The 23,719-nt window shown below is 38.6% G+C and carries 23 protein-coding genes; 14 read left to right on the plus strand and 9 right to left on the minus strand.

Annotated features, from left to right (window positions below; genetic code table 11):
- Positions 1-12 precede the first annotated feature (12 nt).
- The 4 genes from ACFSR3_RS03535 to ACFSR3_RS03550 all read left to right on the plus strand — a co-directional run bounded on the left by ACFSR3_RS03535 (position 13) and on the right by ACFSR3_RS03550 (position 3,472).
- Positions 13-678 (plus strand): DUF2461 domain-containing protein, encoded by a 666-nt coding sequence (locus ACFSR3_RS03535; RefSeq protein ID WP_379819744.1) that lies wholly within the window; start codon positions 13-15, stop codon positions 676-678.
- 46 nt (positions 679-724) lie between these two features.
- On the plus strand, positions 725-1,738 hold the full coding sequence (murB, locus tag ACFSR3_RS03540) for a UDP-N-acetylmuramate dehydrogenase (RefSeq protein ID WP_379819745.1): 1,014 nt from the start codon (positions 725-727) through the stop codon (positions 1,736-1,738).
- A 70-nt stretch (positions 1,739-1,808) separates the two neighbouring features.
- Entirely contained in the window at positions 1,809-2,915 is a 1,107-nt protein-coding gene (locus tag ACFSR3_RS03545; RefSeq protein ID WP_379819746.1) for a glycosyltransferase, read from the plus strand.
- A complete protein-coding gene (locus ACFSR3_RS03550) occupies positions 2,906-3,472 on the plus strand; it encodes an RNA polymerase sigma factor (protein ID WP_379819747.1) in 567 nt (188 codons plus the stop codon). Before ACFSR3_RS03545 ends, ACFSR3_RS03550 begins: the two co-directional genes overlap by 10 nt.
- Here the strand turns inward: ACFSR3_RS03550 and bla are convergent.
- On the minus strand, positions 3,469-4,197 hold the full coding sequence (bla, locus tag ACFSR3_RS03555) for a BlaB/IND/MUS family subclass B1 metallo-beta-lactamase (protein ID WP_379819748.1): 729 nt from the start codon (positions 4,195-4,197) through the stop codon (positions 3,469-3,471). The genes ACFSR3_RS03550 and bla overlap by 4 nt on opposite strands.
- Before the next feature lie 140 nt (positions 4,198-4,337).
- On the opposite strand from bla, the gene ACFSR3_RS03560 reads away from it, so the two are divergent.
- The 3 genes from ACFSR3_RS03560 (at position 4,338) to gap (ending at position 7,277) form a co-directional block, all read left to right on the plus strand.
- A complete protein-coding gene (locus tag ACFSR3_RS03560) occupies positions 4,338-5,165 on the plus strand; it encodes an energy transducer TonB (RefSeq protein WP_379819749.1) in 828 nt (275 codons plus the stop codon).
- 178 nt (positions 5,166-5,343) lie between these two features.
- Complete coding sequence (gene lipA / locus ACFSR3_RS03565) at positions 5,344-6,234, plus strand: lipoyl synthase (RefSeq protein ID WP_379819750.1); 891 nt, start codon at positions 5,344-5,346, stop codon at positions 6,232-6,234.
- 41 nt (positions 6,235-6,275) lie between these two features.
- The gene (gap, locus tag ACFSR3_RS03570; protein WP_379819751.1) at positions 6,276-7,277 is read left to right on the plus strand and encodes a type I glyceraldehyde-3-phosphate dehydrogenase; all 1,002 of its coding nucleotides are present in this window, start codon (positions 6,276-6,278) and stop codon (positions 7,275-7,277) included.
- Positions 7,278-7,308: 31 nt separating this feature from the next.
- Here the strand turns inward: gap and ACFSR3_RS03575 are convergent, their stop codons facing one another.
- Genes ACFSR3_RS03575 through lpxK form a run of 4 tightly spaced genes read right to left on the minus strand, consistent with a single transcriptional unit; the run spans position 7,309 to position 9,622 of the window.
- Positions 7,309-7,611 (minus strand): type II toxin-antitoxin system RelE/ParE family toxin, encoded by a 303-nt coding sequence (locus tag ACFSR3_RS03575; protein WP_379819752.1) that lies wholly within the window; start codon positions 7,609-7,611, stop codon positions 7,309-7,311.
- Positions 7,599-7,781 (minus strand): hypothetical protein, encoded by a 183-nt coding sequence (locus ACFSR3_RS03580; RefSeq protein WP_379819753.1) that lies wholly within the window; start codon positions 7,779-7,781, stop codon positions 7,599-7,601. The genes ACFSR3_RS03575 and ACFSR3_RS03580 overlap by 13 nt, the downstream gene beginning before the upstream one ends.
- A gap of 31 nt (positions 7,782-7,812) precedes the next feature.
- Positions 7,813-8,625, minus strand: coding sequence for a purine-nucleoside phosphorylase (locus ACFSR3_RS03585; RefSeq protein WP_379819754.1), 813 nt, complete (start codon positions 8,623-8,625; stop codon positions 7,813-7,815).
- Positions 8,597-9,622 carry a tetraacyldisaccharide 4'-kinase gene (gene lpxK, locus ACFSR3_RS03590; protein ID WP_379819755.1) on the minus strand — a complete coding sequence of 342 codons (1,026 nt, stop codon included), beginning with the start codon at positions 9,620-9,622 and terminating at the stop codon, positions 8,597-8,599. The genes ACFSR3_RS03585 and lpxK overlap by 29 nt, the downstream gene beginning before the upstream one ends.
- Positions 9,623-9,848: 226 nt before the next feature.
- Here lpxK and ACFSR3_RS03595 point away from each other — a divergent pair, with 226 nt between their 5' ends.
- The 4 genes from ACFSR3_RS03595 (at position 9,849) to ACFSR3_RS03610 (ending at position 12,994) form a co-directional block, all read left to right on the plus strand.
- Positions 9,849-10,100, plus strand: coding sequence for a hypothetical protein (locus tag ACFSR3_RS03595; RefSeq protein WP_379819756.1), 252 nt, complete (start codon positions 9,849-9,851; stop codon positions 10,098-10,100).
- A gap of 124 nt (positions 10,101-10,224) precedes the next feature.
- Positions 10,225-11,319 carry a Nif3-like dinuclear metal center hexameric protein gene (locus tag ACFSR3_RS03600; RefSeq protein ID WP_379819757.1) on the plus strand — a complete coding sequence of 365 codons (1,095 nt, stop codon included), beginning with the start codon at positions 10,225-10,227 and terminating at the stop codon, positions 11,317-11,319.
- Between the two features lie 2 nt (positions 11,320-11,321).
- On the plus strand, positions 11,322-12,101 hold the full coding sequence (locus tag ACFSR3_RS03605; RefSeq protein ID WP_379819758.1) for a zinc ribbon domain-containing protein: 780 nt from the start codon (positions 11,322-11,324) through the stop codon (positions 12,099-12,101).
- A gap of 47 nt (positions 12,102-12,148) precedes the next feature.
- The gene (locus ACFSR3_RS03610; RefSeq protein WP_379819759.1) at positions 12,149-12,994 is read left to right on the plus strand and encodes an alpha/beta fold hydrolase; all 846 of its coding nucleotides are present in this window, start codon (positions 12,149-12,151) and stop codon (positions 12,992-12,994) included.
- A gap of 41 nt (positions 12,995-13,035) precedes the next feature.
- Here the strand turns inward: ACFSR3_RS03610 and ACFSR3_RS03615 are convergent, their stop codons facing one another.
- Complete coding sequence (locus ACFSR3_RS03615) at positions 13,036-14,703, minus strand: S8 family peptidase (RefSeq protein ID WP_379819760.1); 1,668 nt, start codon at positions 14,701-14,703, stop codon at positions 13,036-13,038.
- A gap of 172 nt (positions 14,704-14,875) precedes the next feature.
- Here ACFSR3_RS03615 and rluF point away from each other — a divergent pair, with 172 nt between their 5' ends.
- The 3 genes from rluF to ACFSR3_RS03630 all read left to right on the plus strand — a co-directional run bounded on the left by rluF (position 14,876) and on the right by ACFSR3_RS03630 (position 19,689).
- Entirely contained in the window at positions 14,876-15,745 is an 870-nt protein-coding gene (gene rluF / locus ACFSR3_RS03620) for a 23S rRNA pseudouridine(2604) synthase RluF (RefSeq protein WP_379819761.1), read from the plus strand.
- A 355-nt stretch (positions 15,746-16,100) separates the two neighbouring features.
- Positions 16,101-18,671 (plus strand): fibronectin type III domain-containing protein, encoded by a 2,571-nt coding sequence (locus ACFSR3_RS03625; RefSeq protein WP_379819763.1) that lies wholly within the window; start codon positions 16,101-16,103, stop codon positions 18,669-18,671.
- 181 nt (positions 18,672-18,852) lie between these two features.
- A complete protein-coding gene (locus ACFSR3_RS03630) occupies positions 18,853-19,689 on the plus strand; it encodes an SDR family NAD(P)-dependent oxidoreductase (protein ID WP_379819764.1) in 837 nt (278 codons plus the stop codon).
- A 44-nt stretch (positions 19,690-19,733) separates the two neighbouring features.
- Here ACFSR3_RS03630 and ACFSR3_RS03635 read toward each other — a convergent pair whose 3' ends face one another.
- The 3 genes from ACFSR3_RS03635 to ACFSR3_RS03645 all read right to left on the minus strand — a co-directional run bounded on the left by ACFSR3_RS03635 (position 19,734) and on the right by ACFSR3_RS03645 (position 23,587).
- Positions 19,734-20,618, minus strand: a complete 885-nt coding sequence (locus tag ACFSR3_RS03635; RefSeq protein WP_114757337.1) for a bifunctional 5,10-methylenetetrahydrofolate dehydrogenase/5,10-methenyltetrahydrofolate cyclohydrolase — start codon at positions 20,616-20,618, stop codon at positions 19,734-19,736.
- A 97-nt stretch (positions 20,619-20,715) separates the two neighbouring features.
- Positions 20,716-22,056, minus strand: a complete 1,341-nt coding sequence (gene ffh, locus ACFSR3_RS03640; RefSeq protein ID WP_379819765.1) for a signal recognition particle protein — start codon at positions 22,054-22,056, stop codon at positions 20,716-20,718.
- A gap of 196 nt (positions 22,057-22,252) precedes the next feature.
- Positions 22,253-23,587: a LamG domain-containing protein gene (locus tag ACFSR3_RS03645; RefSeq protein WP_379819766.1), complete on the minus strand. Its 1,335-nt coding sequence runs from the start codon at positions 23,585-23,587 to the stop codon at positions 22,253-22,255.
- Positions 23,588-23,719: the final 132 nt, after the last annotated feature.

The following is a 23,719-nucleotide window of genomic DNA, read 5'->3' on the forward strand; positions in this document are numbered from 1 at the left end:
ATCAATCAAATCATGCTATCAAAAGACACCTTTCAATTCCTTGAGGATTTAAAGAATAATAACCATCGTGACTGGTTTCAGGCAAACCAAAAGCGTTATGCAGAATACAAAAATGATTATAAAGAAACTGTAGAAGCTTTTGTTGCCGAATTAAGCAAAGAAGATGAAACCTTGAGCCAGCTTGGCTTTAAGGAATGTTCTTTCCGCATCAACAGGGACATCCGCTTTTCTAAAGACAAATCACCTTATAAGACCAATATGGGCATCTGGATGAGCCCGGGTGCAAAAAATGCAAGCCTTGCCGGGTATTATGTACATATAGAAAAAGGAGCATCATTTATTGCTGCTGGCATGCATATGCCTGACGCCGATCAGCTAAAAGGCATCCGAAGAGAAATTGCCGGTTTTTATGAAGACCTGGAAGAGATTGTAGAAAATCCTGAATTCAAAAAACTATATGGAGCACTGGACTCCGAAAATGCATTAAAAACAGCACCAAAGGATTACGAGAAAGATCATCCAGCAATAGAATTCCTGAAACTGAAAAGCTTTACAGCAACAGCCAAACTTTCTGACAAAGAGATAGAAAGCAAGGATTTTATAAAAAACACCGCTAAAAAACTACTTGTATTAAAACCCTTTGTCGATTTTTTAAATCGTGGCCTTACTACCGAATAAGTTTTAAAGCCTTACTTTTGCACCACAAAACAACCTCATATTCACTATGGAAATCGTTGCGAATTATCCTCTAAAAAACCATAATACTTTTGGCATCAGCGCTTTTGCAAAAGAATTCGTTCGGGTGCATACCGTTGCAGAACTGGCCGAAACCTTAAAAGAAAATCAGGACAAAAAATTATTTATTCTTGGCGGTGGCAGCAATATGCTGCTTACCCAGGATATTGATGCACTTGTTATCCACGTTGACCTGAAAGGTAAAGAGATTGTAAAAAACGAAAACGGATATGCCGAAGTAAAAGCCATGGCCGGAGAAAACTGGCATGAGTTTGTGCAGTACTGTATCAGCAACAACCTTGGTGGACTTGAAAATCTTTCATTGATTCCGGGAAATGTTGGCACTACCCCTATCCAAAACATTGGCGCTTATGGCACCGAAATAAAAGACACCTTTGTTTGCTGTGAAGCCATGAATATTGCCACTCAGGAAATAAAGACTTTTACTAAAGAAGAATGTCAGTTCGCTTACCGCGAAAGCATCTTTAAAGGAACTCTGAAAAACCAGTACATAATAATATCTGTTACATTCAGGCTGACAACAGAAAATCACAAGATAAATACTTCATATGGCGATATAGCCGCCGAACTTACCAAAAATAACATAGTTGTCCCAACGATAAAAGATGTTAGCGCGGCTGTAACAGCTATCCGCCAGAGCAAATTACCGGATCCAAAAGACTTGGGCAATAGCGGAAGTTTCTTCAAGAATCCAATAATAACTTCAGAGGAGTTTGAAAAAGCATATCTGCTCCACCCTACCATGCCTCACTATACCGTATCAGATACTGAAGTAAAAGTACCTGCAGGCTGGCTGATCGAGCAAAGCGGTTTTAAAGGCAAACGTTTTGGCGATGCGGGAGTGCATGCAAAGCAGGCCCTTGTATTGGTAAATTATGGCAATGCAACAGGACAGGAAATTCTCGATCTTTCTAAAAATATTCAGGAAACCGTATATAAAAACTTCGGAATCAGGATTGAAGCTGAAGTTAATATTATTTAATTTTTAATTGTTAAGAGGTCGACACTTTTTCCTAATTTTGCAGCTGGAAACACAAATGCCGCCCGCCTATATGCTGAACATTATTTTCTACGTTTTTATCGCTGTTGTTGTTACACAATTAGTGTATTACCTTATAATATTCGGAAAATTTGCCTTTGCACAGGCACAGGAAATTACACCTAAAAAAGTACCCGTTTCGGTTATTGTTTGCGCTAAAAATGATGCCGAAAAAGTAAAAACCCTTGTTCCAATTCTAGCAGAGCAGGATTACCCTGATTTTGAGATTGTACTTATAGACAATGCCTCGAGCGATGAAACTCTTGATATTTTTGAAGAATTCGAAAAGCAATACAGTAACATCCGTCTTGTAAAAGTTGAAAATAACGAGGCTTTTTGGGGCAATAAAAAATATGCACTAACGCTTGGTATCAAGGCAGCCAAAAAAGACTATTTACTGTTTATTGACGCAAACTGTTACCCTACATCTAACGATTGGATAACAGCAATGACATCGCGCTTTACAGCTAACCGTACTATTGTATTGGGTTATGGCGCCTATGAGAAAGTCAAAAACTCTTTCATAAATAAGATCATCAGGTTTGATAATATGCTTACTGCCACCCAATATTTTTCATGGGCTAAAATAGGCAAACCATTCTCAGGTGACGGACGTAACCTTGCTTACAAAAAAGAAGAATTCTTTAAAGTAAACGGCTACATAGAGCACATGAACATACGCCTGGGTGAAGATTCTTTATTCCTTAATCAGGCCGCAACTAAAAGCAACACTACCATTTGTTATGCTCCTAAAAGCTTTACTTACACTGAAGCTAAAAAATCGTTCAGCTCTTGGAGAAAACAAAAAAGAAAACAGGTATTTACTACTAAATTTTTTAGCACTTTCGATAAATTCCAACTGAGGTTTTTCTTCCTTACACAACTATCATTCTTTGCACTTATGGCAGTATTGTTTGCTTTACAATACAACTGGATGTTTATGGTTCCGGTAGTTGCAGTTCGTTATCTTGGCAGCTGGCTTACCCTTGGATACAGCGCAGCCAAATTAAAAGAAAAAGATACAGTTTACTGGTATCCGGTTATTGAAATAATCCTTACCTTCACACAACTGAATGTTTTCTTTACCAATTTGTTCTCAAAACCGGCGCATTGGAAATAACCCCTCAAATAATACAACAACATATAGATAAAGCAAAAAAAGGTGACCAGGTTGCCTTTACTTTTTTGCTTGACCGCTATTGGAATGAGGTATACGGTTTTATGCTTAAGCGCACCGAAAATGAAGCCGATACAGAGGATATTGTAATCGAAACATTTGCTAAAGCCTTTGACCGGATTACAACATATAATCCGGAATATGCATTTAACACATGGCTCATAGCCATTGCTAAAAATGTGCATATCGATTTACTACGTAAAAAGAAATCATCCCTTTTTATTGATATTACCGATGAAGAGGATCAGCAGGCCTATAATGTAGCCGATAGTTCTCCTACTCCCGAAGATGAAATCATCAGGGAACAAAATCTTTCCAGCCTTTTGGAGTGTATAAAAAAACTGAAACCACAGTATCAGGAAGTGATACAACTTCGCTATTTTCAGGAATTAAGCTATCAGGAAATTGCCGATCAGCTTAATGAGCCTCTTAATAATGTAAAAGTGAAATTATTGAGAGCTAAGAAACTTTTAGCCGAAATCATCAGCAAAAAAGACTAATCCGGTTTATAATCCTTAACCAGCTTAAGGGTATGCTTTACCGCCTTCCATCCTTTTGATCCTTTAAAATGACCGGTTTCTACATACATAGGTTTAGGAAATTTTTTCATCAGCTTTATAAGTGATTCATCCCAGGCACTTACATTAGCATCAGATAAATTTCCAAGATTATCGCTCTCAACACTTTTTAGAAAACACCCGCCAAAAAGAAATTTATCTTTTGGGAGCCATATCACTATATTGTCATAACTATGTCCTTCTCCAGGATAAAAGGTCTCTATCCGCTGTCCCCCTATGGTAAATACCGTGTCGTTTTCAAAAATGAATTCCGCCTGTTTCGCATTGTGCTTTTCCGCTAATTCTTTAGTAAACTTCGATGTATAAGTTTTTATTCCTTTACTCCTGTAATATTCCAAACCGGCAGAGCTATCATCATGAAAGTGGGTTGCTATGCACAATACCACTTTTTTACCATGCCTCTTTTCTATACTATCAAGCAAAGGCTGAAACTGGGTTTCATCCCAAGGAGTATCAAAAAGTACTACTCCATCATCCGTAACCAGATAAGAACTGTTTGACGGAAATGGCGAACCGGAAAATAAATGATAGTTTGTATAGGTATAAACATTATCATTAATCTTCCTGAATTTCAACTTAGTATTCTGAGCTACAGCCATGACAGAAATAAAAAGCAGCATAATAATTGCAAAAACAACCTTTTTCATACTACAAATATAAAAAACCCTACAATGTGAAACGATTATTTACATTTTAAATAATTATGCTATTTCCTACAATATTAAAAACAACGAAAACGTTTTAGTATGTATACATACTATTATTAACAACCAAAAATCACACTGCTATGTCAAAAATCAGCGTTTTCGACCACGGATGGATCGACCTTGTATTTGAAGGCCGCAATCAGGAATACGGAGCTTACCAACTACGTAAACAAGATCCTAAAACAACCATGCTTGCATTGGTAACCGGTATAGGATTAGTTGTCTCTTTAATTACCATACCGTCACTTATCAATCATTTTGGAAGAGAAACCAGTGAAGTAATATCATGCCCTATGGAACCTATTACTCCTGTAGAACTTATTGAAATGCCAAAAGTACCCGAAGCACCAAAGCCACAGCCGCAGGAACCTGCCTCAGGCGGAGCGGCATCATCAGAACCAACAGTTGCGTTTACTACACCAGTAGCAGCATCAGACCCTACTCCTGTTGACCTGCCAACAACAGATGATGTACTGAACACAAATCCGGGCCAAACTACAGGCGAGGGAGTTAAAGGAGGACAGGTTGACGGAACATCGACTGCTCCCGGTCCGGGAACAGGTGTCGGTCCCGGTACAGGAACAAACCCGGAAGGTACAATTGAAACCTTTGTTGATGTTGCACCTTTATATCCGGGCGGATTAGATGCATTTTACAAAGATGTAGCCAGAAGATTCAATAGTCCCGAACTGGAAAACGTATCAACCCTAAAAGTTTTGGTATCTTTTGTAGTTGAGCCTGACGGCACACTAAGCAACATAAAAGCCACACGCGATCCGGGCTACGGCATGGGCGCAGAAGCTGTACGAGTACTAAAATCTCTTAAAGGGATATGGAAACCGGGCATGAAAGGCGGAAAAGCAGTAAGAACAGCTTACAACCTTCCAATAACAGTAAAAGTAAACTAAAAAAGCCCCTTAATTGGGGCTTTATCATTTAAAATAACCCTGATTTACTAAGTAATAAATAAAACATTTAAGAAAAGAGACAACATTTAAGCAAAGAATTACCACAACTAACTACATCTATTGAAAACAACCTTACATATACAAATAAGTAGTATCTTTGTACCTCAAAGTTTTTTCTATGGAAACTGTTTTAGACACTGTAAGACCTACCGCCTCAAACGGACTGCTTACGCAAAAGCCAAAATGGCTTAGGGTAAAATTACCGACAGGCAAAAAATATACTGAACTTCGCGGACTTGTAGACAAATACAAGCTTCACACCATCTGTACATCGGGAAGCTGCCCTAATATGGGTGAATGCTGGGGCGAAGGAACTGCAACCTTTATGATTTTGGGTAATACCTGTACACGTTCGTGTGGCTTTTGCGGCGTTAAGACAGGCCGTCCGGAAACTGTAGATTGGGATGAACCGGAAAAAGTAGCACGTTCTATTAAATTGATGAACATAAAACATGCTGTTGTAACAAGCGTAGACCGTGATGACCTTAAAGATGGAGGCTCAATCATCTGGGCTGAAACCGTTAAGGCTATCCGCAGGATGAATCCTACCACAACCCTTGAAACACTTATTCCTGATTTCCAGGGAATCGAAAGAAATATCGATCGTATTATCGAGGTTGCTCCTGAAGTAGTTTCGCACAACATGGAAACCGTAAAGAGACTTACCCGTGAGGTACGCATCCAGGCAAAATATGAACGCAGCCTTGAGGTATTACGCTACCTGAAAGACAACGGAATTAACCGCACAAAATCGGGTATCATGCTTGGTCTTGGCGAAACCGAAGAAGAGGTAATCCAGACTATGCACGATCTTCGCGCAGTTAACCTTGATGTACTGACTATAGGTCAATACCTTCAGCCAAGCAAAAAACACTTACCTGTAAAAGAGTTCATTACTCCGGAGCAATTTGCAAAATACGAACAAATCGGACTAGAACTTGGTTTCCGCCATGTAGAGAGCGGTGCACTGGTACGTTCATCATACAAAGCACAAAAACATATTCTTTAATAGTTTAAAGTTGTCAGCATACATTTGACAGTTTTACGGAAATGAATACAAAAACAAAAATTGCCATTAACGGTTTTGGCCGCATCGGCCGAAACCTTTTCAGGCTTTTGATTAACCACCCTTCTATCGAGGTGGTGGCCATAAACGATATTGCCGATGCCCGTACTATGGCGCATCTTATAAAATACGACAGTATTCACGGCGTATTGCCTTTTGAGGTTTCCCACACGGAAGATAGCCTTATCATAAACGGAAAATCATATTCTTTCCTGCGCAAAAAAAATGCCGCTGATATTGACTGGAAATCATTCAATATAGACATTGTAATTGAATCTACAGGTAAATTTAAAACCCTGGAAGATGCTAATATACACATTGAAAGCGGTGCAAAAAGAGTAATACTATCTGCACCTCCTGAAGATGACCGAATTAAGACCATTGTGTTAGGCGTTAACGAACATATTCTGGACGGTACCGAGAAAGTAATTTCAAATGCAAGCTGCACGACAAACAATGCCGCTCCAATGATGAAGATCATCAATGACCTTTGCGGGATTGAACAAGCGTATATCACTACGGTTCACTCATACACTACCGACCAGAGCCTTCACGACCAACCTCATAAAGACCTGAGAAGGGCACGCGGAGCTGCTCAATCAATAGTACCAACCACCACAGGAGCTGCAAAAGCCCTGACAAAAATATTCCCTGAATTTGTTGGTAAAATAGGCGGTGGCGGTATACGTGTACCAGTACCGGATGGCTCGCTTACAGACATCACCTGTTATGTAAAACGTGAAGTAAGCATCGAAGAAATTAATACTGCATTCAAAAAAGCATCAGAAAACGAACTTAAAGGAATATTAGCTTATACTGAAGACCCAATTGTATCAGTCGATATTTTAGGAAACCGCAATTCATGCTTATTCGATTCGCTACTAACATCTGTAATCGACAGAATGGTAAAAGTGGTTGGATGGTATGATAACGAGATAGGCTATTCTTCAAGAATAATAGACCTTATCCTGTTCTTGGAAAAATAAAATAGAAATGCCACGAACTTTCGTGGCATTTCTATTTAAAAAGTCTATTGTTCTTTATTAATCTACTACTATGATGAATAGTTAGAATATCTACATATTCCTTTGAAAATATTCTATAAATTATCCTGTAGTTGCCAAATATAATTTCCCTTATAGTTTTATCTTTTAATTCCGGCACAATTCTACCCGACAAAGGAAATGATTCTAATATTTCAGTTTCTTCAAAAAATCGCTCAACCTGAATTTTCGCATATGTTTCTGAGTCTTTTGCTATAAATTCAGCGATATTCTCAATATCATACAAAGCCTGATCAGTCCATCTTACTTCAGCCATTTCTGAAGTCGTTGTTTAGCTTCATCAGTTGACACTACATTTCCTGACTCTGATTGCTCAAGTCCAATTTCAATTTTTTGCAGAAGCATAATCCTGTCTAATAAATCATCAACTGAAAATTTATTAGGCATATCTTTTATGGCTTCTATAATTTTTTCTTTGGTAAGCATAATAGTAATTTTATCAAAAATACAAAATAAACTAATACTTAATAATCAGTTCTTTTATAAGTGCTTTCACTTTTGGCTCCGCCATCTTAGCCGCCTGCAGCACTTCATCATGACTTAATGTTTCAATACCTTCCTCATTACCCATATCGGTAATAACAGACAAACCGAATACTTCCATATTCATATGTCTTGCCACAATAACTTCAGGTACAGTTGACATTCCTACGCAATCAGCCCCAAGAATCTTAACCATTCGGTATTCAGACATTGTTTCATAGGTTGGCCCCTGTAGCCCAAGGTAAATACCATCCTTAACATCTATTTGCTGCCCTATAGCAATTTCTTTAGCTTTAGCAATCATTTTACGACTGTATGCCTCATGCATATTCACAAAACGAGGTCCAAAACGTTCGTCATTCTTACCCCGTAAAGGATGTTCCGGAAAGAAATTAATATGGTCATAAATCAAAACGATATCACCTACTTTATAAAAAGGATTAACACCCCCTGAAGCGTTAGAAACAATTAATTTTTCAACACCCAGGGCTTTCATCACCCGCACAGGAAAGGTAACCTCATCCATTCCATAACCTTCATAATAATGAAATCGGCCTTTCATGGCCACAACATTATTTTGCCCTATTTTCCCAAAAACAAGGCAACCTGAATGCCCCTCAACGGTTGAAACCGGAAAATTAGGAATCTCATCATAATTAAGTGTATGCTCTATTTCAATTTCATCTGTGAAACTCCCAAGACCTGATCCCAGAATAACACCATAACGCGGAGTAAACCCGGTTTTGTCAGAAATATACTTAGCGGTTTGCTGTACTTTTTCCCACATAATCTAAAATTGTATTATCAAAATCACTTTTATCGTTTAACAGCCTGCTTTTTATAGGAAGATAGAACAATCTGTCAGCAGGCAACTTATCTACCAGTCTCACATAATCTTTTTCAGTTGTAACGATTCGTCTATCCTCTGCCTTTTTATTTAAAACAGTAATTTCGTTTTCGGTAAAATTATGATGATCCGGAAAAGCCATAACCTCATCATAATCTTCCATCAAATAATTAAAAAAAGGCTTAGGCTTAGCAATGCCTGCAACCAAAACTTTTGGCTGTTCGGATAAATCATCAATATTTATCGAAACCTCTTTCGAATATACATATTCATCATATTCTATACTAGTAAAGAAAACCTTTTGTGATTTTTTTGGCTTGAGCTTCTTTTTTATCGTTTCCATCTCAGCCTTACTTAAATCAGAAGGGCATTTTGTTACCACAATGTAATTTGCTCTATCGGCACCTCTTCTGTTCTCACGTAAATTACCCGCAGGCAATAAGTAGTCCTCAGCATATAGATCCCCATAGGAAGTAAGCAAAATATAAAATCCAGCTTTTACCCTGCGATGCTGATAGGCATCGTCAAGCAATATGACTTCAGGTTTTTGATTTAAAGATAATAGCTGTTCAATTCCATTTTTCCTGTCAGCATCAACAGCCACCTGTATTGATGGAAACTTACTGTAGAACTGATACGGCTCATCTCCTAATATACCAGCATTACTGTTTTGATCAGCCAATATAAAACCTTTAGATTTTCTCTTATACCCCCTGCTCAATGTAGCTACTCTATACTGCTCGCTAAGCAGCCTTATAAGATATTCGGTTTGGGGGCTCTTACCGGTTCCGCCGGTACTCAGATTGCCTACCGCAATTACCGGAACAGGAAAAGTATAGGATTTAAAAACACCCTTATCAAATAAAAAATTACGTACTGCTGTTACGAAAAGATAAAGTAACGAAAAGGGAAATAAAAGCTTACGCAATATCTTCATGAGGACTATTTAGATTTAGTACAACAAAGGTAATTTTTTTACACTATGAATCTTCATTATAAACATAAGCTTAACCCAAACCTCAACAAACACAGGTATTTATATTTTTTTTACTAATAACAAGAAATATCATCACAAAATTAACTTAAAAAAATTTGTTTTATTAAGAAATTTTCTATTTTTTTGAACCAACAAAACTTATAACAAATTTAACCAAAAACCAATTATGAAAAAACTTATCCTTTCAATGGCTCTTTTAGCCGGAATGACGTTTGTTGCATGTTCAGATGACGACGGAGACAAAAAAAGCAACAGCAACTGTGTAACTTGTGATGCATACACTATTCAGGGTGTAACTGCACCTGAGCAGACAATCTGTAAAGGCGAAAACGGAAATGCATTTATCAACAATCAGGACACAGGAATGTCATACACTTCAGCTGTAGAGGCTATGGAAATGATGACAGATTGTAACTAATTTCTGTTTCTAAAATTTAAAACCGCCCATTGGGCGGTTTTTTTTGTATACATTATATAATCCTACCCAGAAAAGCCTTTCAAATAATAAAACACTATTTTTGTTTATCAGTAACACTCAAATCATGCTAATAAAAGACATACTTTCCGTTCTAGAACAAATGGCTCCTCTTGCTTACGCCGAAGACTTTGACAACGTAGGGCTATTAACAGGCAGCCCTGATACTACAGCAACAGGCGTATTAGTATGTCATGACGCACTGGAGAGTGTTATTGATGAAGCTATCAACAAGAATTGCAATCTTGTCGTTTGCTTTCATCCAATATTATTTTCGGGCTTAAAAAAAATCACCGGCAAAAATTATGTGGAACGGGCTATTATAAAAGCCATAAAAAATGACATTGCCATATATGCAGTACATACCGCTTTAGACAACCACCAATATGGTGTAAACAAAATTTTTTGTGATGCTTTAGGCCTTACCAATACTAAGGTGCTTATCCCAAAAGAGAACTATATCCGTAAACTGGTTACTTACACCATTCCTGAAAATCACACCAAGCTACGCAACGCACTTTTCGACGCCGGTGCCGGAAATATTGGCAACTACGAAAACTGCAGTTTTAATTCGCAGGGACTGGGAACCTATCAGGGTAATGAAAACAGTAATCCCGAGGTAGGCAACAGAGGTGAATTTATGGAAAACACCGAAATAAAGATCGAGGTTACTTTTGAAAAGCACCTGGAATCAAAAATTCTGAAAGCATTATTCAGCAATCACGTTTATGAAGAGGTAGCCTACGAAATTTACAGCCTGAACAATTCGCACCAGAATATTGGTTTAGGCATGACGGGTGAATTTACCGAACCTATGGAAGAAAAAGCCTTCCTGAATTTTGTAAAAGATAAAATGCAGGCTGGAGGCATCAGACACAGCGCTTACACAGGCAAACCGATAAAAAAAGTAGCTGTATTAGGCGGTTCAGGAAGTTTTGCCATTAAAAATGCGATAGCATCGGAGGCTGATGCTTTTCTTACCGCAGACCTTAAATATCACCAGTTTTATGAAGCAGAGGGCAAACTCCTTTTAGCCGATATAGGACATTTTGAGAGCGAACGTTACACAAAAAATTATATAGTTGATTATCTTACGAAAAAAATCCCTAATTTTGCATTCATTTTATCGGAAGAAAATACAAATCCAGTTAAGTACTTATAAATATGGCGAATATCAAGGAACTAAGTGTTGAAGACAAATTAAGAGCACTTTATGATTTACAGTTAATTGATTCAAGAATTGATGAAATCAGGAACGTAAGAGGAGAACTTCCGTTAGAAGTGGAAGATCTTGAAGACGAAGTTGCCGGATTAAGCACAAGACTTGAAAAGCTTAAAACTGACCTTGAGTCTATCGAAGAGCAGATTAAAGAAAAGAAATCTGCAATTGAAGACCATAAAGCTGCCATCAAAAAATATACTGAACAGCAAAAGAATGTTCGCAATAATCGCGAATTCAACTCTCTTACTAAAGAGGTAGAGTTTCAGGAACTTGAAATACAACTTGCTGAGAAGCACATTAAAGAAATGAAAGCTTCTATTGAGCACAAAAAGGAGACTATCGCACAGTCTTCAGAACGTCTTGATGCTAAATCATCTCACCTGAACCACAAAAAATCAGAACTTGATGCTATCATGGCTGAAACTCAGAAAGAAGAAAGTTTCCTTTCAGAAAAATCTGTGGAATACCAGGGCATGATTGAAGACAGACTTCTTGCTGCTTACACAAGAATCAGAACAAGCGTTAGAAATGGCCTTGCGGTAGTATCTATCGAAAGAGGTGCATCTGCCGGTTCATTCTTCACTATCCCTCCTCAAACACAGATGGAGATTGCCGCACGTAAAAAAATCATTACTGACGAGCACAGCGGAAGAATTCTTGTAGACAGCGTTCTTGCTGAAGAAGAAAGAGAAAAAATGGAACAATTGTTCTCTAAAATATAATTTTAAAATCCCCGTCTGGTCGGGGATTTTTTTTTAGCTTAGCTTTAATGCAAAAGTTACTTACATTCCTTATTTCAAAAACACTTGGGCTGTACATTAACATCCTGAGTTACATATACCCCAAAAAAGCCAGCTGGCTTGCTTATAAATTCTTTAGTCATCCCCGGGACGGCAGACTTATCAAAGAATCGCTTCCGGATGTACTCAAAGAAGCAGATGCTGAAATGATAACCCACAACGATTTTCTTTTCCAGATATATACATGGAAAGGTAATGACACCAAGGTTTTATTGATGCATGGATGGGAAAGCAATGCTTCGCGCTGGGAGCTTCTGATAGGTCACCTAAAAAAATCCGGCACTACCATAATAGCGATTGATGCTCCGGCGCACGGACTTTCATCGGGATCAGAATTCAGTATGCCCCGTTATGCCGAATTTGTAAATGTTGCAGTACAGAAATTCAAACCTGATTATCTTGTTGGCCATTCCCTTGGTGGTGCAACTGCTCTTTATTTCCAATCGCATTACCAAAATGATTACATAAAAAAACTGGTTACGCTTGGTGCGCCCTGCGACCTTAATACCTTATTAAAAAATTACGCCGGTATCCTGAGTCTTAACAGCAATGTATTTCAATTGCTTGAAAAACATTTCTTTGAGCATTACAAAATCAAAACCCATGAATTTTCAGGTAGTGTATTTGCGTCTAAAATAAAGATTGAAGGGCTTATTGCACATGATGTTCATGATACGGTTGTATCATTTAAAGAAGCGGAGAAAATAGCCAGAGCCTGGCCCGATGCACAATTTGTAACCACCAAAGGACTCGGACACAGTATGCATGGCGATGCCCTTTACAAGTCTGTTTACGAATTCCTTTTTGAAAAATAAAAAAAGCGGAATTACTATTCCGCTTTTGCTTTATTGCACCTTTAGTTCTTAATCACTTTTCTTGATTGGGTCTTTCCGTTGTCTTTAACTTTTACAATGTAAACCCCTTTTGAAAAACTACTGAAGTCAATACCATTTTCAATTCCTTTCGTTTCATACATCAGCTGTCCTAAAGCATTATAGACCTCTGCAGAAACACTCTCGCTAAAATTACCGGTAATGGTTAGTCTTTCGGCAACAGGATTAGGATAAGCTATAAATGTATTTTTTTCAATACTGTTTATTCCGAGTAAAACATCCATCGCCTCTATAGCCTGAGGCATATTAGGCAGCGGACCAATATTACCTTCTAAAGCCAGCCCTTGTGGTTTTCCTGTTTGCTTTAAAATTTCTTTAAGCTCTACCCCACTCAGGTATTCGCCGGTATTAGCATGATAATACGATTGCAAAACTATGGCGCATGAAGCCACTATAGGCGTCGCTGAACTCGTTCCGCTAAACCAGGTATAAGTCTGGTTGTTATCGTCGTTAACGATATATGCCTGACCCGTTCCGGCAGTAAGCACATTCAGCCCCCAACCCTGAAGATCAACTCTTTCACCATAGGTACTATACCACAAGCGATCGTGAGCTTCATCAGGGCTCCCGGCACCAACTATAATAGCTCCGCTGTCGCCACGGCTATTGTATTCGTCAAATATGGGACTGTCTAAATCCTGATTCCCATTTCCGGCAGCAGCCACAACGATGATACCTGCATCAGTAGCTGCCTTAGTCAGATCCCAAACAGGAAGATCATATTCTGATGGGCCGTAATCTTCAAGTTCGCCATACCCGTCAGTCTGCAATTCATAAATAACAAAGTCGCCCTCTGTTGATTGCTCAAAACATTTTGATATTGAGAAAGGCACATCATATTCAGCCTCTACCGTAATTACTGAATACATTACAAGTTCATTAGCCCCATGAGCCAGCCCTGTAATTCCATAATTTCCGGGATCAGCATATAATATCCCGAAAACACCTGTTCCATGGGTCTCATCATCAATAATATCAGGATGAATAGTTATGTTATCAGCAAAGGATACATTACGGTCGTTCAGCTCTTCATGCAGTGGATTCATACTCCCTTCAAGATCACGGATATTAATCCCCTGCCCTGTTAATCCCAAATCCCAGGCATAAACCATATCAACACCATAATCAGTGATATAATTCTGATATTCTAAAAGAGAAGGTGTTGCAGGCTCAATATCATGAGGGAAAGGAATAGGCTTAGCCGACATAAGACTGCAATATTCCACACCGCTAAACTTTTCAAGTGTTTGTCCCAAAGCCATTAGTCGCTCATTAGTAGGATTTTCAATCTTAAGTTCAACTATATTAGACAGTTTTCTTACTGATGCACCACTACCTGTATTTTTCACTGCAAGTGCTTCCAGTTCTGCAAGTTTTGAAGGATTGATAGCGATAGTTTTACGAATGGTAATATTATACTCTTCCGAAAGCTCTTTAAATTCAGGAATATAAGCAGACAGATCTTTTATATAATCCTGACTATTGCCAAGATTTACACCATTATTAAAAGAAACGTATAATTTGTGAGCGTCCGTGCCCTTTCGGAGCTTAAGCGTTCCTTTTCGGTTTTGGGCTTCTACAGCCCCTGAAAAAAGGAACAAAAATGAGATAATGAGTAATTTTCTTTTCATGGATAATTTAGTTGATTAGTAAACAGCGATTTACAACTGATTGTTCCAAATGTATAAAAAGAGTTTTAACACAATTTGATTTGTTAATAATTTTAACATTTACAACGTTTTAGCCAAAAGCTTATCAACAATTCTATATGGTTTACGTGCCAAATTGTAGTATTTTTGCAGTATGGAAGAAGAATTGAAACGTCTGAATAAATTTATATCGGAAACCGGTTATTGTTCACGCAGGGAAGCCGACAAACTTATAGAAGAAGGCCGGGTTACCATAAATGGTATAGTACCGGAAATGGGAACTAAAGTTTCTCCTGAAGACGAAGTGCGTATAGACGGCAAACTTATAAAAGAGAAAACTTCAAAACACATTTATCTCGCATTCAACAAACCGATAGGCATCGAATGCACTACTAATACTGATGTAAAAGATAATATTGTAGACTATATCAATTATCCAAAGCGAATATTCCCCATTGGCCGTCTTGACAAAGCCAGTGAAGGACTTATATTTATGACTGACGACGGTGATATCGTAAATAAGATATTACGCGCACGCAATAATCACGAGAAAGAATACATTGTTACCGTTAATAAACCTATTACCGACAGGTTTATACAACGCATGGGTAGCGGGATTCCTATCCTCGATACTGTTACCCGAAAATGTAAAGTAGAACAAATAAGCAAATACATTTTCAGGATAGTACTTACCCAGGGACTCAATCGTCAGATCCGCCGCATGTGCGAATACCTTGGTTATGATGTTACAGCCCTTAAACGTATCCGTATCATAAATATATCGCTTGATGTGCCTTTAGGAAGATACAGAGACCTTACTTCGGCAGAAATTAAAGAACTTAACACTCTTATTGAGCCCTCAAGCAAAACAGAAGAAGCAAGTCTTCCAAAAGAAGAACCAACAAGAAGAATTTCAGAAGCGCGTAGACCTTTAAACCCAAACAGGCCGCAAAACAACAGAAACGGTAATAACGGCAAGCCTTTTAATACCAATAGAAGGAACAATCCACGTAAAAAAGATTAATATAATGAGTGATAAAAATTCACTTATTTTCACATTTTAACATACTTTAAGAAAACGTATTCGCAATTAACCGAATTTATAACAATATTATAACAGTTTTACAACCTTACAATGTATTTGTAAGGTTTTTTCATTTACTTATAGTCACAAAAACCATAAGTAATATTTACTTTATATTTCCATAATTATAACAAAAACTTATTAAAGCGTTATTTTATGTTATTTTCTTACATACTAAAACGAATTTCCTACAAAAAAATAACAATAAAATAAATTTTGTTATAATTTCATTTCACTGATAATCATTTAGTTAAGTTTTTAAATTAGCAAAGTTCAAAAATTAACTAAACTACTTATGAAAAAAATTATCTTGCTATTAGGCCTGTTTTTTGCTTCGCAAACATGGGCTCAGGATTGTACTCCACTATCCTATTACACAGAGAATTTTGAGTCGGCAACCGCACCCTCATTACCCTCATGTACAACAGCTTCAGGCTCCAATACCTGGACAACTGCAAACAACCCAGGAAACGGGTTTGATAACAATACCCTTAAGTATACCGGTAACACACAGGCAGCAAATGCCTGGTTCTTTTCAAAAGGAATTGCCATGACACAGGGTGTGTGGTACAAGATTTCGTATCGTTATGGTAACAACGGAGCTTCAACAGAGGATCTTGTAGTCACACTGGGCACAACCGGAACAAGTGCAGATCCGGCTTTCCAAACTCACGCAGGTATTACGGGAGGTACTGCAACTACATTCCTTTTAACAACATTCCCTGCACAAAGTACGGCTACTTACTATCTTGGCTTTCATGCAACGAGTGCAGCTAATCAGGGTAATCTTTATGTTGATGACATAATAGTTGAGCCTGTTACCTGCAACAGTCCGGAAAATGTTACGGTTACAAACCTTACTACAACAGGAGCAACATTTACATGGAATGACACGGCGAATAACAATACAGATATGTTTACTGTGTATCATTATGCCTATGTTACAACAAATACTCCTCCTACAGATCAATCACTTATACATTATAACAATGTAACTACAAATACAGTAACTGATCTTCAGCCGGGTACTACTTACTATCTTTTTGTACGTACACAATGCCAGCCGGTAGTGGGTGGATGGAGTGAGCCGGTAATATTTACAACTCCTACCTGTGCAGCTACAACTGTTCCCTACACAGAAGATTTTGAAACAGCAACAACACCATCCCTGCCTTCATGTACATCAGGTGATCAATGGGTAACAGCAGCTAATCCGGGCAGTGGATTTGAAAGCAACGCATTACAATATACTGCAGGAACAGAAACGGCAAATGCATGGTTCTTTACTCAGGGTATCCAACTTAATGCAGGAAGTTTCTACAAACTAAGATATACTTACGGCAATAACAGTAGTGAAACAACTGAAAGCCTTGCTACAGTAATAGCGACAAGCCCTAACGCTGCATCGGTAATTGGTACAGTAAATGATTTAACAAACATAACAGGCAATACTCCTACCGTACATACTTCAGGAATTGTAACTGTTCCTACGAGCGGCGTATATTACTTTGGATTTAATGCTCACAGCGAAGCTAATGCGGGTAACCTGTATGTAGACAATATTGAAGTAAAAGACTGGGATTGTGGTGTTCCTCAAAACATTACAGCAACAGACATCACGCCAACATCGGCAACAATTTCATGGGGAACTCCTGAAGAAAACACAAGTTTTGGTTACTTGGTTGCACACCCTACAACAAATACTGCTCCTGAAAGCGGTGAGTATGTACAGGCATTAACAAAAGAATTTACTGACCTGACTCCCGGCACTACGTATTATATTTTTGTAAGAAGCCAGTGTGGTCCACTAATGGGTGACTGGTCAGAGAGCATCAGCTTTACAACACCGGCTTGTGAACCTACAACTGTTCCTTATATACTTGATTTCGAATCAGCAACAGTTCCGGCAACACCTGAATGCACTATTGCTCAGGAAGCGATATCAGGAAATGACTGGGTAACCGCAAACAACCCTGGTAGCGGATTTACAAGTAATACTCTTGTATATACAGCTACTAACGATGCTGCCAACTCATGGTTCTTTACTCAGGGAATTCAGCTTACAGAAGGTACACTTTACAAAGTATCTTATAAATATGGTAATAACGGTACTTCTACCGAAAACCTGAAAGTAACACTTAACAGCAATCCTAATCCAAACTACCAGATTGGCAATAACTTTGGAACGCACGAAGGCATAACAGGTGGAACGCAGGAAGAATATTTCATTGAGTACTTTAACATGCCTACAGGTGTTTACTATTTTGGTTTCAATGCTTACAGCGAGGCGGGCCAGGGTGCTATCTATGTAGATGATTTTAAAATTGAAGTTATTGATTGCGGCGAACCAACAAATGGCTCAGCAACGGTTACTACAACCACTGCTACAATAACATGGGAAGCAGCAACATCAGGAAATGCTACTCCAAACGTTTACCATATAACATATGGCACTACCGATACATTACCTACAGAAGGATGGGAAAATGAATCCGGTACTTCTAAAACCTATGAAGGACTTGAACCGGGCACACAGTATTATGCATTCGTCAGGGTTCAGTGCGGACCTTCAAACAGTGGATGGATAACTATTCCTTTCACAACTGAAGAAGTTGCCGGTCTTGGTGACAATACCCTAAAAAACATTACAGCTTACCCAAACCCTGTAAAAGATGTACTTAACCTTAATGCGCAGTCTACAATTGAAAAAGTAGAAGTATACAGCATTACCGGACAACTGGTATATTCTCAAAATGTAAACACACAGAATGCAGTTGTAAATCTTCAACAGCTTTCTACAGGAGCATACCTTGTAAATGTAATTGGTGAAAACGGATCAAAACGAATCAAAATCATCAAAGAATAAATTTAGGTTACGGTGATAAATAGGGACTATCTGAAAAGATAGTCTTAAAAAAGCTATGAAAAAAAGGGCTGCCTCAATGAGGCAGCCCTTCCTGTTTGATTAATACAACTAACCGTTTGAAAGCCATAAACGTTTAGACACAAAGTTTTCCGAAATTTGTACTACCATTAAATTAATAACAATGAAAACAGATAAACAAAAAATATGGTTTGTAACCGGAGCATCAAAAGGTTTCGGATTATTATTCGTGAAACAGCTTTTAGCCACGGGACAAAAAGTAGCCGCCACATCGCGCACAACTGCTGAACTCATTAAAGCTATTGGCGATTCAGAAAACTTTCTGCCTTTGGAAGTAGACCTTGCAAGCGATAGTTCGGTTGCAGCAGCGATAACAAAAACGGAAGCTAAATTTGGCGGGCTTGATGTACTTGTCAACAATGCCGGGTATGGTATTGGCGGAAGCCTTGAAGAAGTAGAAGATCGTGATGTTCGTGCTGCTTTTGACATTAATGTATTCGCTGTGTTTAATACTATACGTCATACGTTGCCTATCATGCGTAAACAGCAATCAGGACATATAATAAATATAGCATCCATAGCAGGTGTTGCACCGGGTTCGGGATGGGCAGCCTATTCAGCAGCCAAGTCGGCAGTAATTGGTTTATCTGAAGCACTGGCACAGGACGTACAACCCTTCGGCATTACCGTTACAGCTGTGGCACCGGGTGGTTTCAGAACAAGTTTCCTGTCTAAAGAGTCATTAGCCGTTCCGAAAAATATTGATGGTGCTTATGATAACATAAATGAAATGCTTATCAGATATCAGGGGCTTGACGGTAAACAAGCCGGTGACCCTGAAAAAGGCGTTGCCATTATGATACAGACTGCTTTTGAACAAAATCCACCTCTTCATCTATTACTAGGAAGTGATGCCTACAGAAGGGCAACCACCAAGTTTGAAAGCCAGATGAATGAATTTGAAAATCTGAAAGACACAACTACATCTACAGATTTTTAAAAACGAAAAGAGAGCCAATTGGCTCTCTTTTCTATCATAAAATATTACTTTTTGTCTCTTCTAAGCTCTCTTGCAAGAAGCGTATTTTTAAGCAACATAGCAATTGTCATTGGCCCTACTCCACCCGGAACCGGAGTGATGAAAGACGCTTTTTTGCTTACGTTCTCAAAATCAACGTCGCCGGTAATAACATAACCTTTAGGGTTTGTATCATCAGCAACGCGTGTAATTCCAACGTCTACTATTACTGCATCATCCTTAACCATCTCTGCTTTAAGGTAATTTGGCACACCAAGGGCAGTGATAATGATATCAGCCTGAGTTGTTATCTGTGCGATGTTTTTAGTGTGGCTATGCGTTAGCGTAACGGTTGAGTTACCAGGGAAACCTTTACGCCCCATAAGGATACTCATTGGGCGGCCTACAATGTGGCTACGACCAATAACTACTGTATGCTTACCTGCTGTCTCTACATTATAACGCTCTAAAAGCTCAAGGATACCAAATGGCGTTGCAGGAATAAAAGTAGTCATATCCAGTGCCATTTTACCAAAGTTCTCAGGGTGGAAACCGTCAACATCCTTGCTTGGGTCTATCGCCATGAGTACTTTCTGGTCGTCGATTTGTTTTGGAAGCGGAAGCTGTACTATAAAACCATCGATGTTATCATCCTGGTTAAGCTCCTCAATTTTTTTCAAAAGCTCAAGCTCAGAAATAGTGCTTGGCATTTTTACAAGTGTAGATTCAAATCCTACACGCTCGCAGGCTTTTACTTTGCTCCCTACATAAGTAAGGCTCGCTCCGTCGTTACCAACGATTACAGCTGCAAGGTGCGGTACCTTTTCGCCGTTCTTCTTCATTTTTGCTACAACTTCGGCAATCTCATTCTTGATATCTTCCGAAACTTTTTTTCCGTCGAGTAATTGCATTGTTCGTGTTTTATTTTTGAAAATAGATGTTCAATTGAATACTGCCGTGACAGTTAAATATAATAAAAAAAGACGCGTTTAACCGCGTCTCTGTATTTTAAGGCCTCATTCCTTTCATTCCGCCCATCATTCGCATCAGGTTCTTGCCGGCACCACCCTGCATCATCTTCATCATTTTGCTCATTTGCTCAAACTGTTTCAGCAGTTGATTTACCTGCTGTATAGAGGTACCCGATCCTTTTGCAATCCTGTTCTTTCTTTTTACATCAATGGTTGCAGGTTTGCTACGCTCACCTGGCGTCATTGAATAAATGATAGCTTCTATATGTTTAAAGGCGTCGTCTTCAATCTCAACATCTTTTAGTGCTTTTCCTGCACCGGGTATCATCCCAACAAGGTCTTTCATGTTACCCATTTTCTTAACCTGTTGAATCTGTGCAAGGAAATCGTCAAAACCAAATTCGTTTTTAGCGATTTTCTTTTGTAGTTTTCTTGCCTCTTCTTCATCATATTGCTCCTGTGCTCTCTCAACAAGGGAAACAACGTCACCCATACCAAGGATACGGTCGGCCATACGGCTTGGATAGAAAACATCAATTGCTTCCATCTTCTCACCCGTACCAATGAATTTAATTGGCTTGTTAACTACTGATTTAATAGAGATAGCGGCACCACCTCGTGTATCACCATCAAGTTTGGTAAGGATAACACCATCAAAATCCAGTCTGTCGTTAAATGCTTTTGCAGTATTAACAGCATCCTGACCTGTCATTGAATCTACTACGAACAGGGTTTCGTTTGGCTCTATCGCTTTATGAACGTTAGCAATTTCGTTCATCATCTCTTCATCTATCGCAAGACGACCGGCAGTATCGACGATAACTACATTAAATCCGTTTGCTTTAGCATGTTTGATGGCATTTTGAGCAATCTCAACAGCATTTTTGTTACCCTCTTCAGAGTATACCTCTACACCTATCTGTTCCCCTACAACGTGTAGCTGGTTGATAGCCGCAGGACGGTAAATATCACAGGCAACCAATAATGGTTTCTTGTTCTTTTTAGTTTTAAGGTAATTGGCAAGTTTACCTGAAAAGGTAGTTTTACCAGAACCCTGAAGACCCGACATCAATATTATCGTAGGATTTCCCGATAGGTTAATACCTGAAACATCTCCTCCCATAAGTTCGGTAAGTTCGTCTTTAACGAGCTTAACCATAAGCTGGCCCGGCTGTAATGTAGTAAGTACATTTTCGCCAATCGCTTTTTCTTTTACTTTAGTAGTAAAATCTTTAGCGATCTTAAAATTAACGTCGGCATCCAGTAATGCTCTCCTAACCTCTTTAAGAGTATCGGCAACGTTTACCTCGGTTATCTTTCCGTGACCTTTAAGTATATGTAAGGCTTTGTCTAATTTTTCACTTAAATTATCAAACATAAATCAGGGTTTCTTTTTATAGAGGTGCAAATTTAAGAATTTGATTTTTAAGATGCAGTGTTTACACAAATAAAAAGGTATGCTTTGAGACGATTATAATAAAGGTTTGGCATACCAAACTGTAAAAAATAGAAAACCGGCCTGGGAAGGGGCCGGTTTTCTTCGGAAAAAAACTTGAATATTTAAAAAAACACAACTATTCTAAACATGTATTGCAATCGCCTTCAAGCTCATATAAAACCTGAACTTCAGTAAACGAAAGCACTTTTTTGTAGACTCTCAGGTCGTCAAGGAAACCTGTAAAACCGCTTCCTATAAAATAATCCATTGCTACATTTCCAATATTGGCTTCAGAAGCATCCTGACTATTTCTTAACTCACCATCACGGTATAGTTTTATATTATTAGCCTCATCTACTGTTACTACCCAATGATGCCAGTTACTTGTATCTACCGGAAGGGCTGCATCCGTTTTCCAGTCAGTATCTGCAATTTCAACATTTCCTGCAGCAAACAAAGGAGCATTAAGCTGTTTAACTACTAACTGAAAGCCTTCTCCTGTTGCATTTCCTTTTGAGAAAAGCTTTTCAACGTCGCCACCGTTGGTATTCTGCATCCTGAACCAAAGGCTTATACTATATGGCTGACCTTGTACAATGGCATTATCAGCGCTTTTTGTTACCTGTAAAAACTGCGAACCATTAAAAGCTACCGCACATTTTTGATTCCCCTGTCTGTCTGCTGTAAAAACTATATCCTGCGGCACAGTAACTTCGCTACCTTTCAGGTCTTTTACAACTCCGTTTGAGAACGTAATGTAAAGCGATAAATCCTCTACGAGTACACCCGGATTAGTGCATCCGCCCTGCTCACAGCCCTGAAGCGCAAAATTTATAGCACTCAGTAACTCTTCATTTGAAAACACAGTTATTCCTGCGCCATCTTTTACATTTAACGAAATTGGATATCCTATCGAGTAATACTCGTTAGGTCCCAAAGTCATCAGCATAACATGAAGATCTTTATTGCTGTTAAGTACATAAGTGTTCTGAATCTGAAAACCACTGTTATAACGGTAAAAATTCAGAGGAAACACTAATGAAACACAATCATCTCCTATTGCCGGAACCGGGTCAGTACAGGTTTCGCGAATCGCATCAAACAATTCCTGATTTTCAACAGTTACCTCATTATAATCCTGATCTGTAATTGTTATCGGAAAAAACAAAGTAACGCGATCATCATCTTCTTCGCTTTCATTTAAGATTGCCGCTACAGCCTCATATTGAGACGGTGAAACAATTCTTATTTGCTGTCCGTTAACCATAATTTGCACCGGAAGCTTTATCTTATAGCAACTGGTACTGTCAATCACATTATCCTCTGCTGTATCATTAGCCGAAATTGACTTCAACACATCCGTCAAATTGGAGCTACGTGTTAATGCTTCGGTATTTTCACTTACCGATTCATTTTGGCAGGAAACTGCCGCAAATACGCATATCAAAACAGCAAAAAATCTTTTTATCATTCTATGTGATATAATCTTAAACAGTCAAATTTAAAAAAACCCTACCTGCTTTTTACTTTTTTTAAAAATAAAAGCCAATCACCTAAGCGACTGGCCTTATAAAATCAGGGTTCTTTTTCATGTATGTTACTC

This window comes from Flavobacterium suzhouense, from assembly GCF_042684765.1.
GTDB classification, from domain to species: Bacteria; Bacteroidota; Bacteroidia; order Flavobacteriales; family Flavobacteriaceae; genus Flavobacterium; species Flavobacterium suzhouense.

What these genes read in the sequence shown, in the direction of transcription:
- ACFSR3_RS03635 (WP_114757337.1), bottom strand. Translation starts at nt 20,618, where the DNA reads ATGCAATTACTCGACGGAAAAAAAGTTTCGGAAGATATCAAGAATGAG.
- murB (WP_379819745.1), top strand. Translation starts at nt 725, where the DNA reads ATGGAAATCGTTGCGAATTATCCTCTAAAAAACCATAATACTTTTGGC.
- ACFSR3_RS03605 (WP_379819758.1), top strand. Translation starts at nt 11,322, where the DNA reads ATGGCGAATATCAAGGAACTAAGTGTTGAAGACAAATTAAGAGCACTT.
- ACFSR3_RS03625 (WP_379819763.1), top strand. Translation starts at nt 16,101, where the DNA reads ATGAAAAAAATTATCTTGCTATTAGGCCTGTTTTTTGCTTCGCAAACA.
- ACFSR3_RS03600 (WP_379819757.1), top strand. Translation starts at nt 10,225, where the DNA reads ATGCTAATAAAAGACATACTTTCCGTTCTAGAACAAATGGCTCCTCTT.
- bla (WP_379819748.1), bottom strand. Translation starts at nt 4,197, where the DNA reads ATGAAAAAGGTTGTTTTTGCAATTATTATGCTGCTTTTTATTTCTGTC.
- ACFSR3_RS03545 (WP_379819746.1), top strand. Translation starts at nt 1,809, where the DNA reads ATGCTGAACATTATTTTCTACGTTTTTATCGCTGTTGTTGTTACACAA.
- ACFSR3_RS03610 (WP_379819759.1), top strand. Translation starts at nt 12,149, where the DNA reads ATGCAAAAGTTACTTACATTCCTTATTTCAAAAACACTTGGGCTGTAC.
- rluF (WP_379819761.1), top strand. Translation starts at nt 14,876, where the DNA reads ATGGAAGAAGAATTGAAACGTCTGAATAAATTTATATCGGAAACCGGT.
- ACFSR3_RS03630 (WP_379819764.1), top strand. Translation starts at nt 18,853, where the DNA reads ATGAAAACAGATAAACAAAAAATATGGTTTGTAACCGGAGCATCAAAA.
- ACFSR3_RS03645 (WP_379819766.1), bottom strand. Translation starts at nt 23,587, where the DNA reads ATGATAAAAAGATTTTTTGCTGTTTTGATATGCGTATTTGCGGCAGTT.
- ACFSR3_RS03560 (WP_379819749.1), top strand. Translation starts at nt 4,338, where the DNA reads ATGTCAAAAATCAGCGTTTTCGACCACGGATGGATCGACCTTGTATTT.
- ACFSR3_RS03580 (WP_379819753.1), bottom strand. Translation starts at nt 7,781, where the DNA reads ATGCTTACCAAAGAAAAAATTATAGAAGCCATAAAAGATATGCCTAAT.
- gap (WP_379819751.1), top strand. Translation starts at nt 6,276, where the DNA reads ATGAATACAAAAACAAAAATTGCCATTAACGGTTTTGGCCGCATCGGC.
- ACFSR3_RS03575 (WP_379819752.1), bottom strand. Translation starts at nt 7,611, where the DNA reads ATGGCTGAAGTAAGATGGACTGATCAGGCTTTGTATGATATTGAGAAT.
- lpxK (WP_379819755.1), bottom strand. Translation starts at nt 9,622, where the DNA reads ATGAAGATATTGCGTAAGCTTTTATTTCCCTTTTCGTTACTTTATCTT.
- lipA (WP_379819750.1), top strand. Translation starts at nt 5,344, where the DNA reads ATGGAAACTGTTTTAGACACTGTAAGACCTACCGCCTCAAACGGACTG.
- ACFSR3_RS03615 (WP_379819760.1), bottom strand. Translation starts at nt 14,703, where the DNA reads ATGAAAAGAAAATTACTCATTATCTCATTTTTGTTCCTTTTTTCAGGG.
- ACFSR3_RS03535 (WP_379819744.1), top strand. Translation starts at nt 13, where the DNA reads ATGCTATCAAAAGACACCTTTCAATTCCTTGAGGATTTAAAGAATAAT.
- ffh (WP_379819765.1), bottom strand. Translation starts at nt 22,056, where the DNA reads ATGTTTGATAATTTAAGTGAAAAATTAGACAAAGCCTTACATATACTT.
- ACFSR3_RS03585 (WP_379819754.1), bottom strand. Translation starts at nt 8,625, where the DNA reads ATGTGGGAAAAAGTACAGCAAACCGCTAAGTATATTTCTGACAAAACC.
- ACFSR3_RS03595 (WP_379819756.1), top strand. Translation starts at nt 9,849, where the DNA reads ATGAAAAAACTTATCCTTTCAATGGCTCTTTTAGCCGGAATGACGTTT.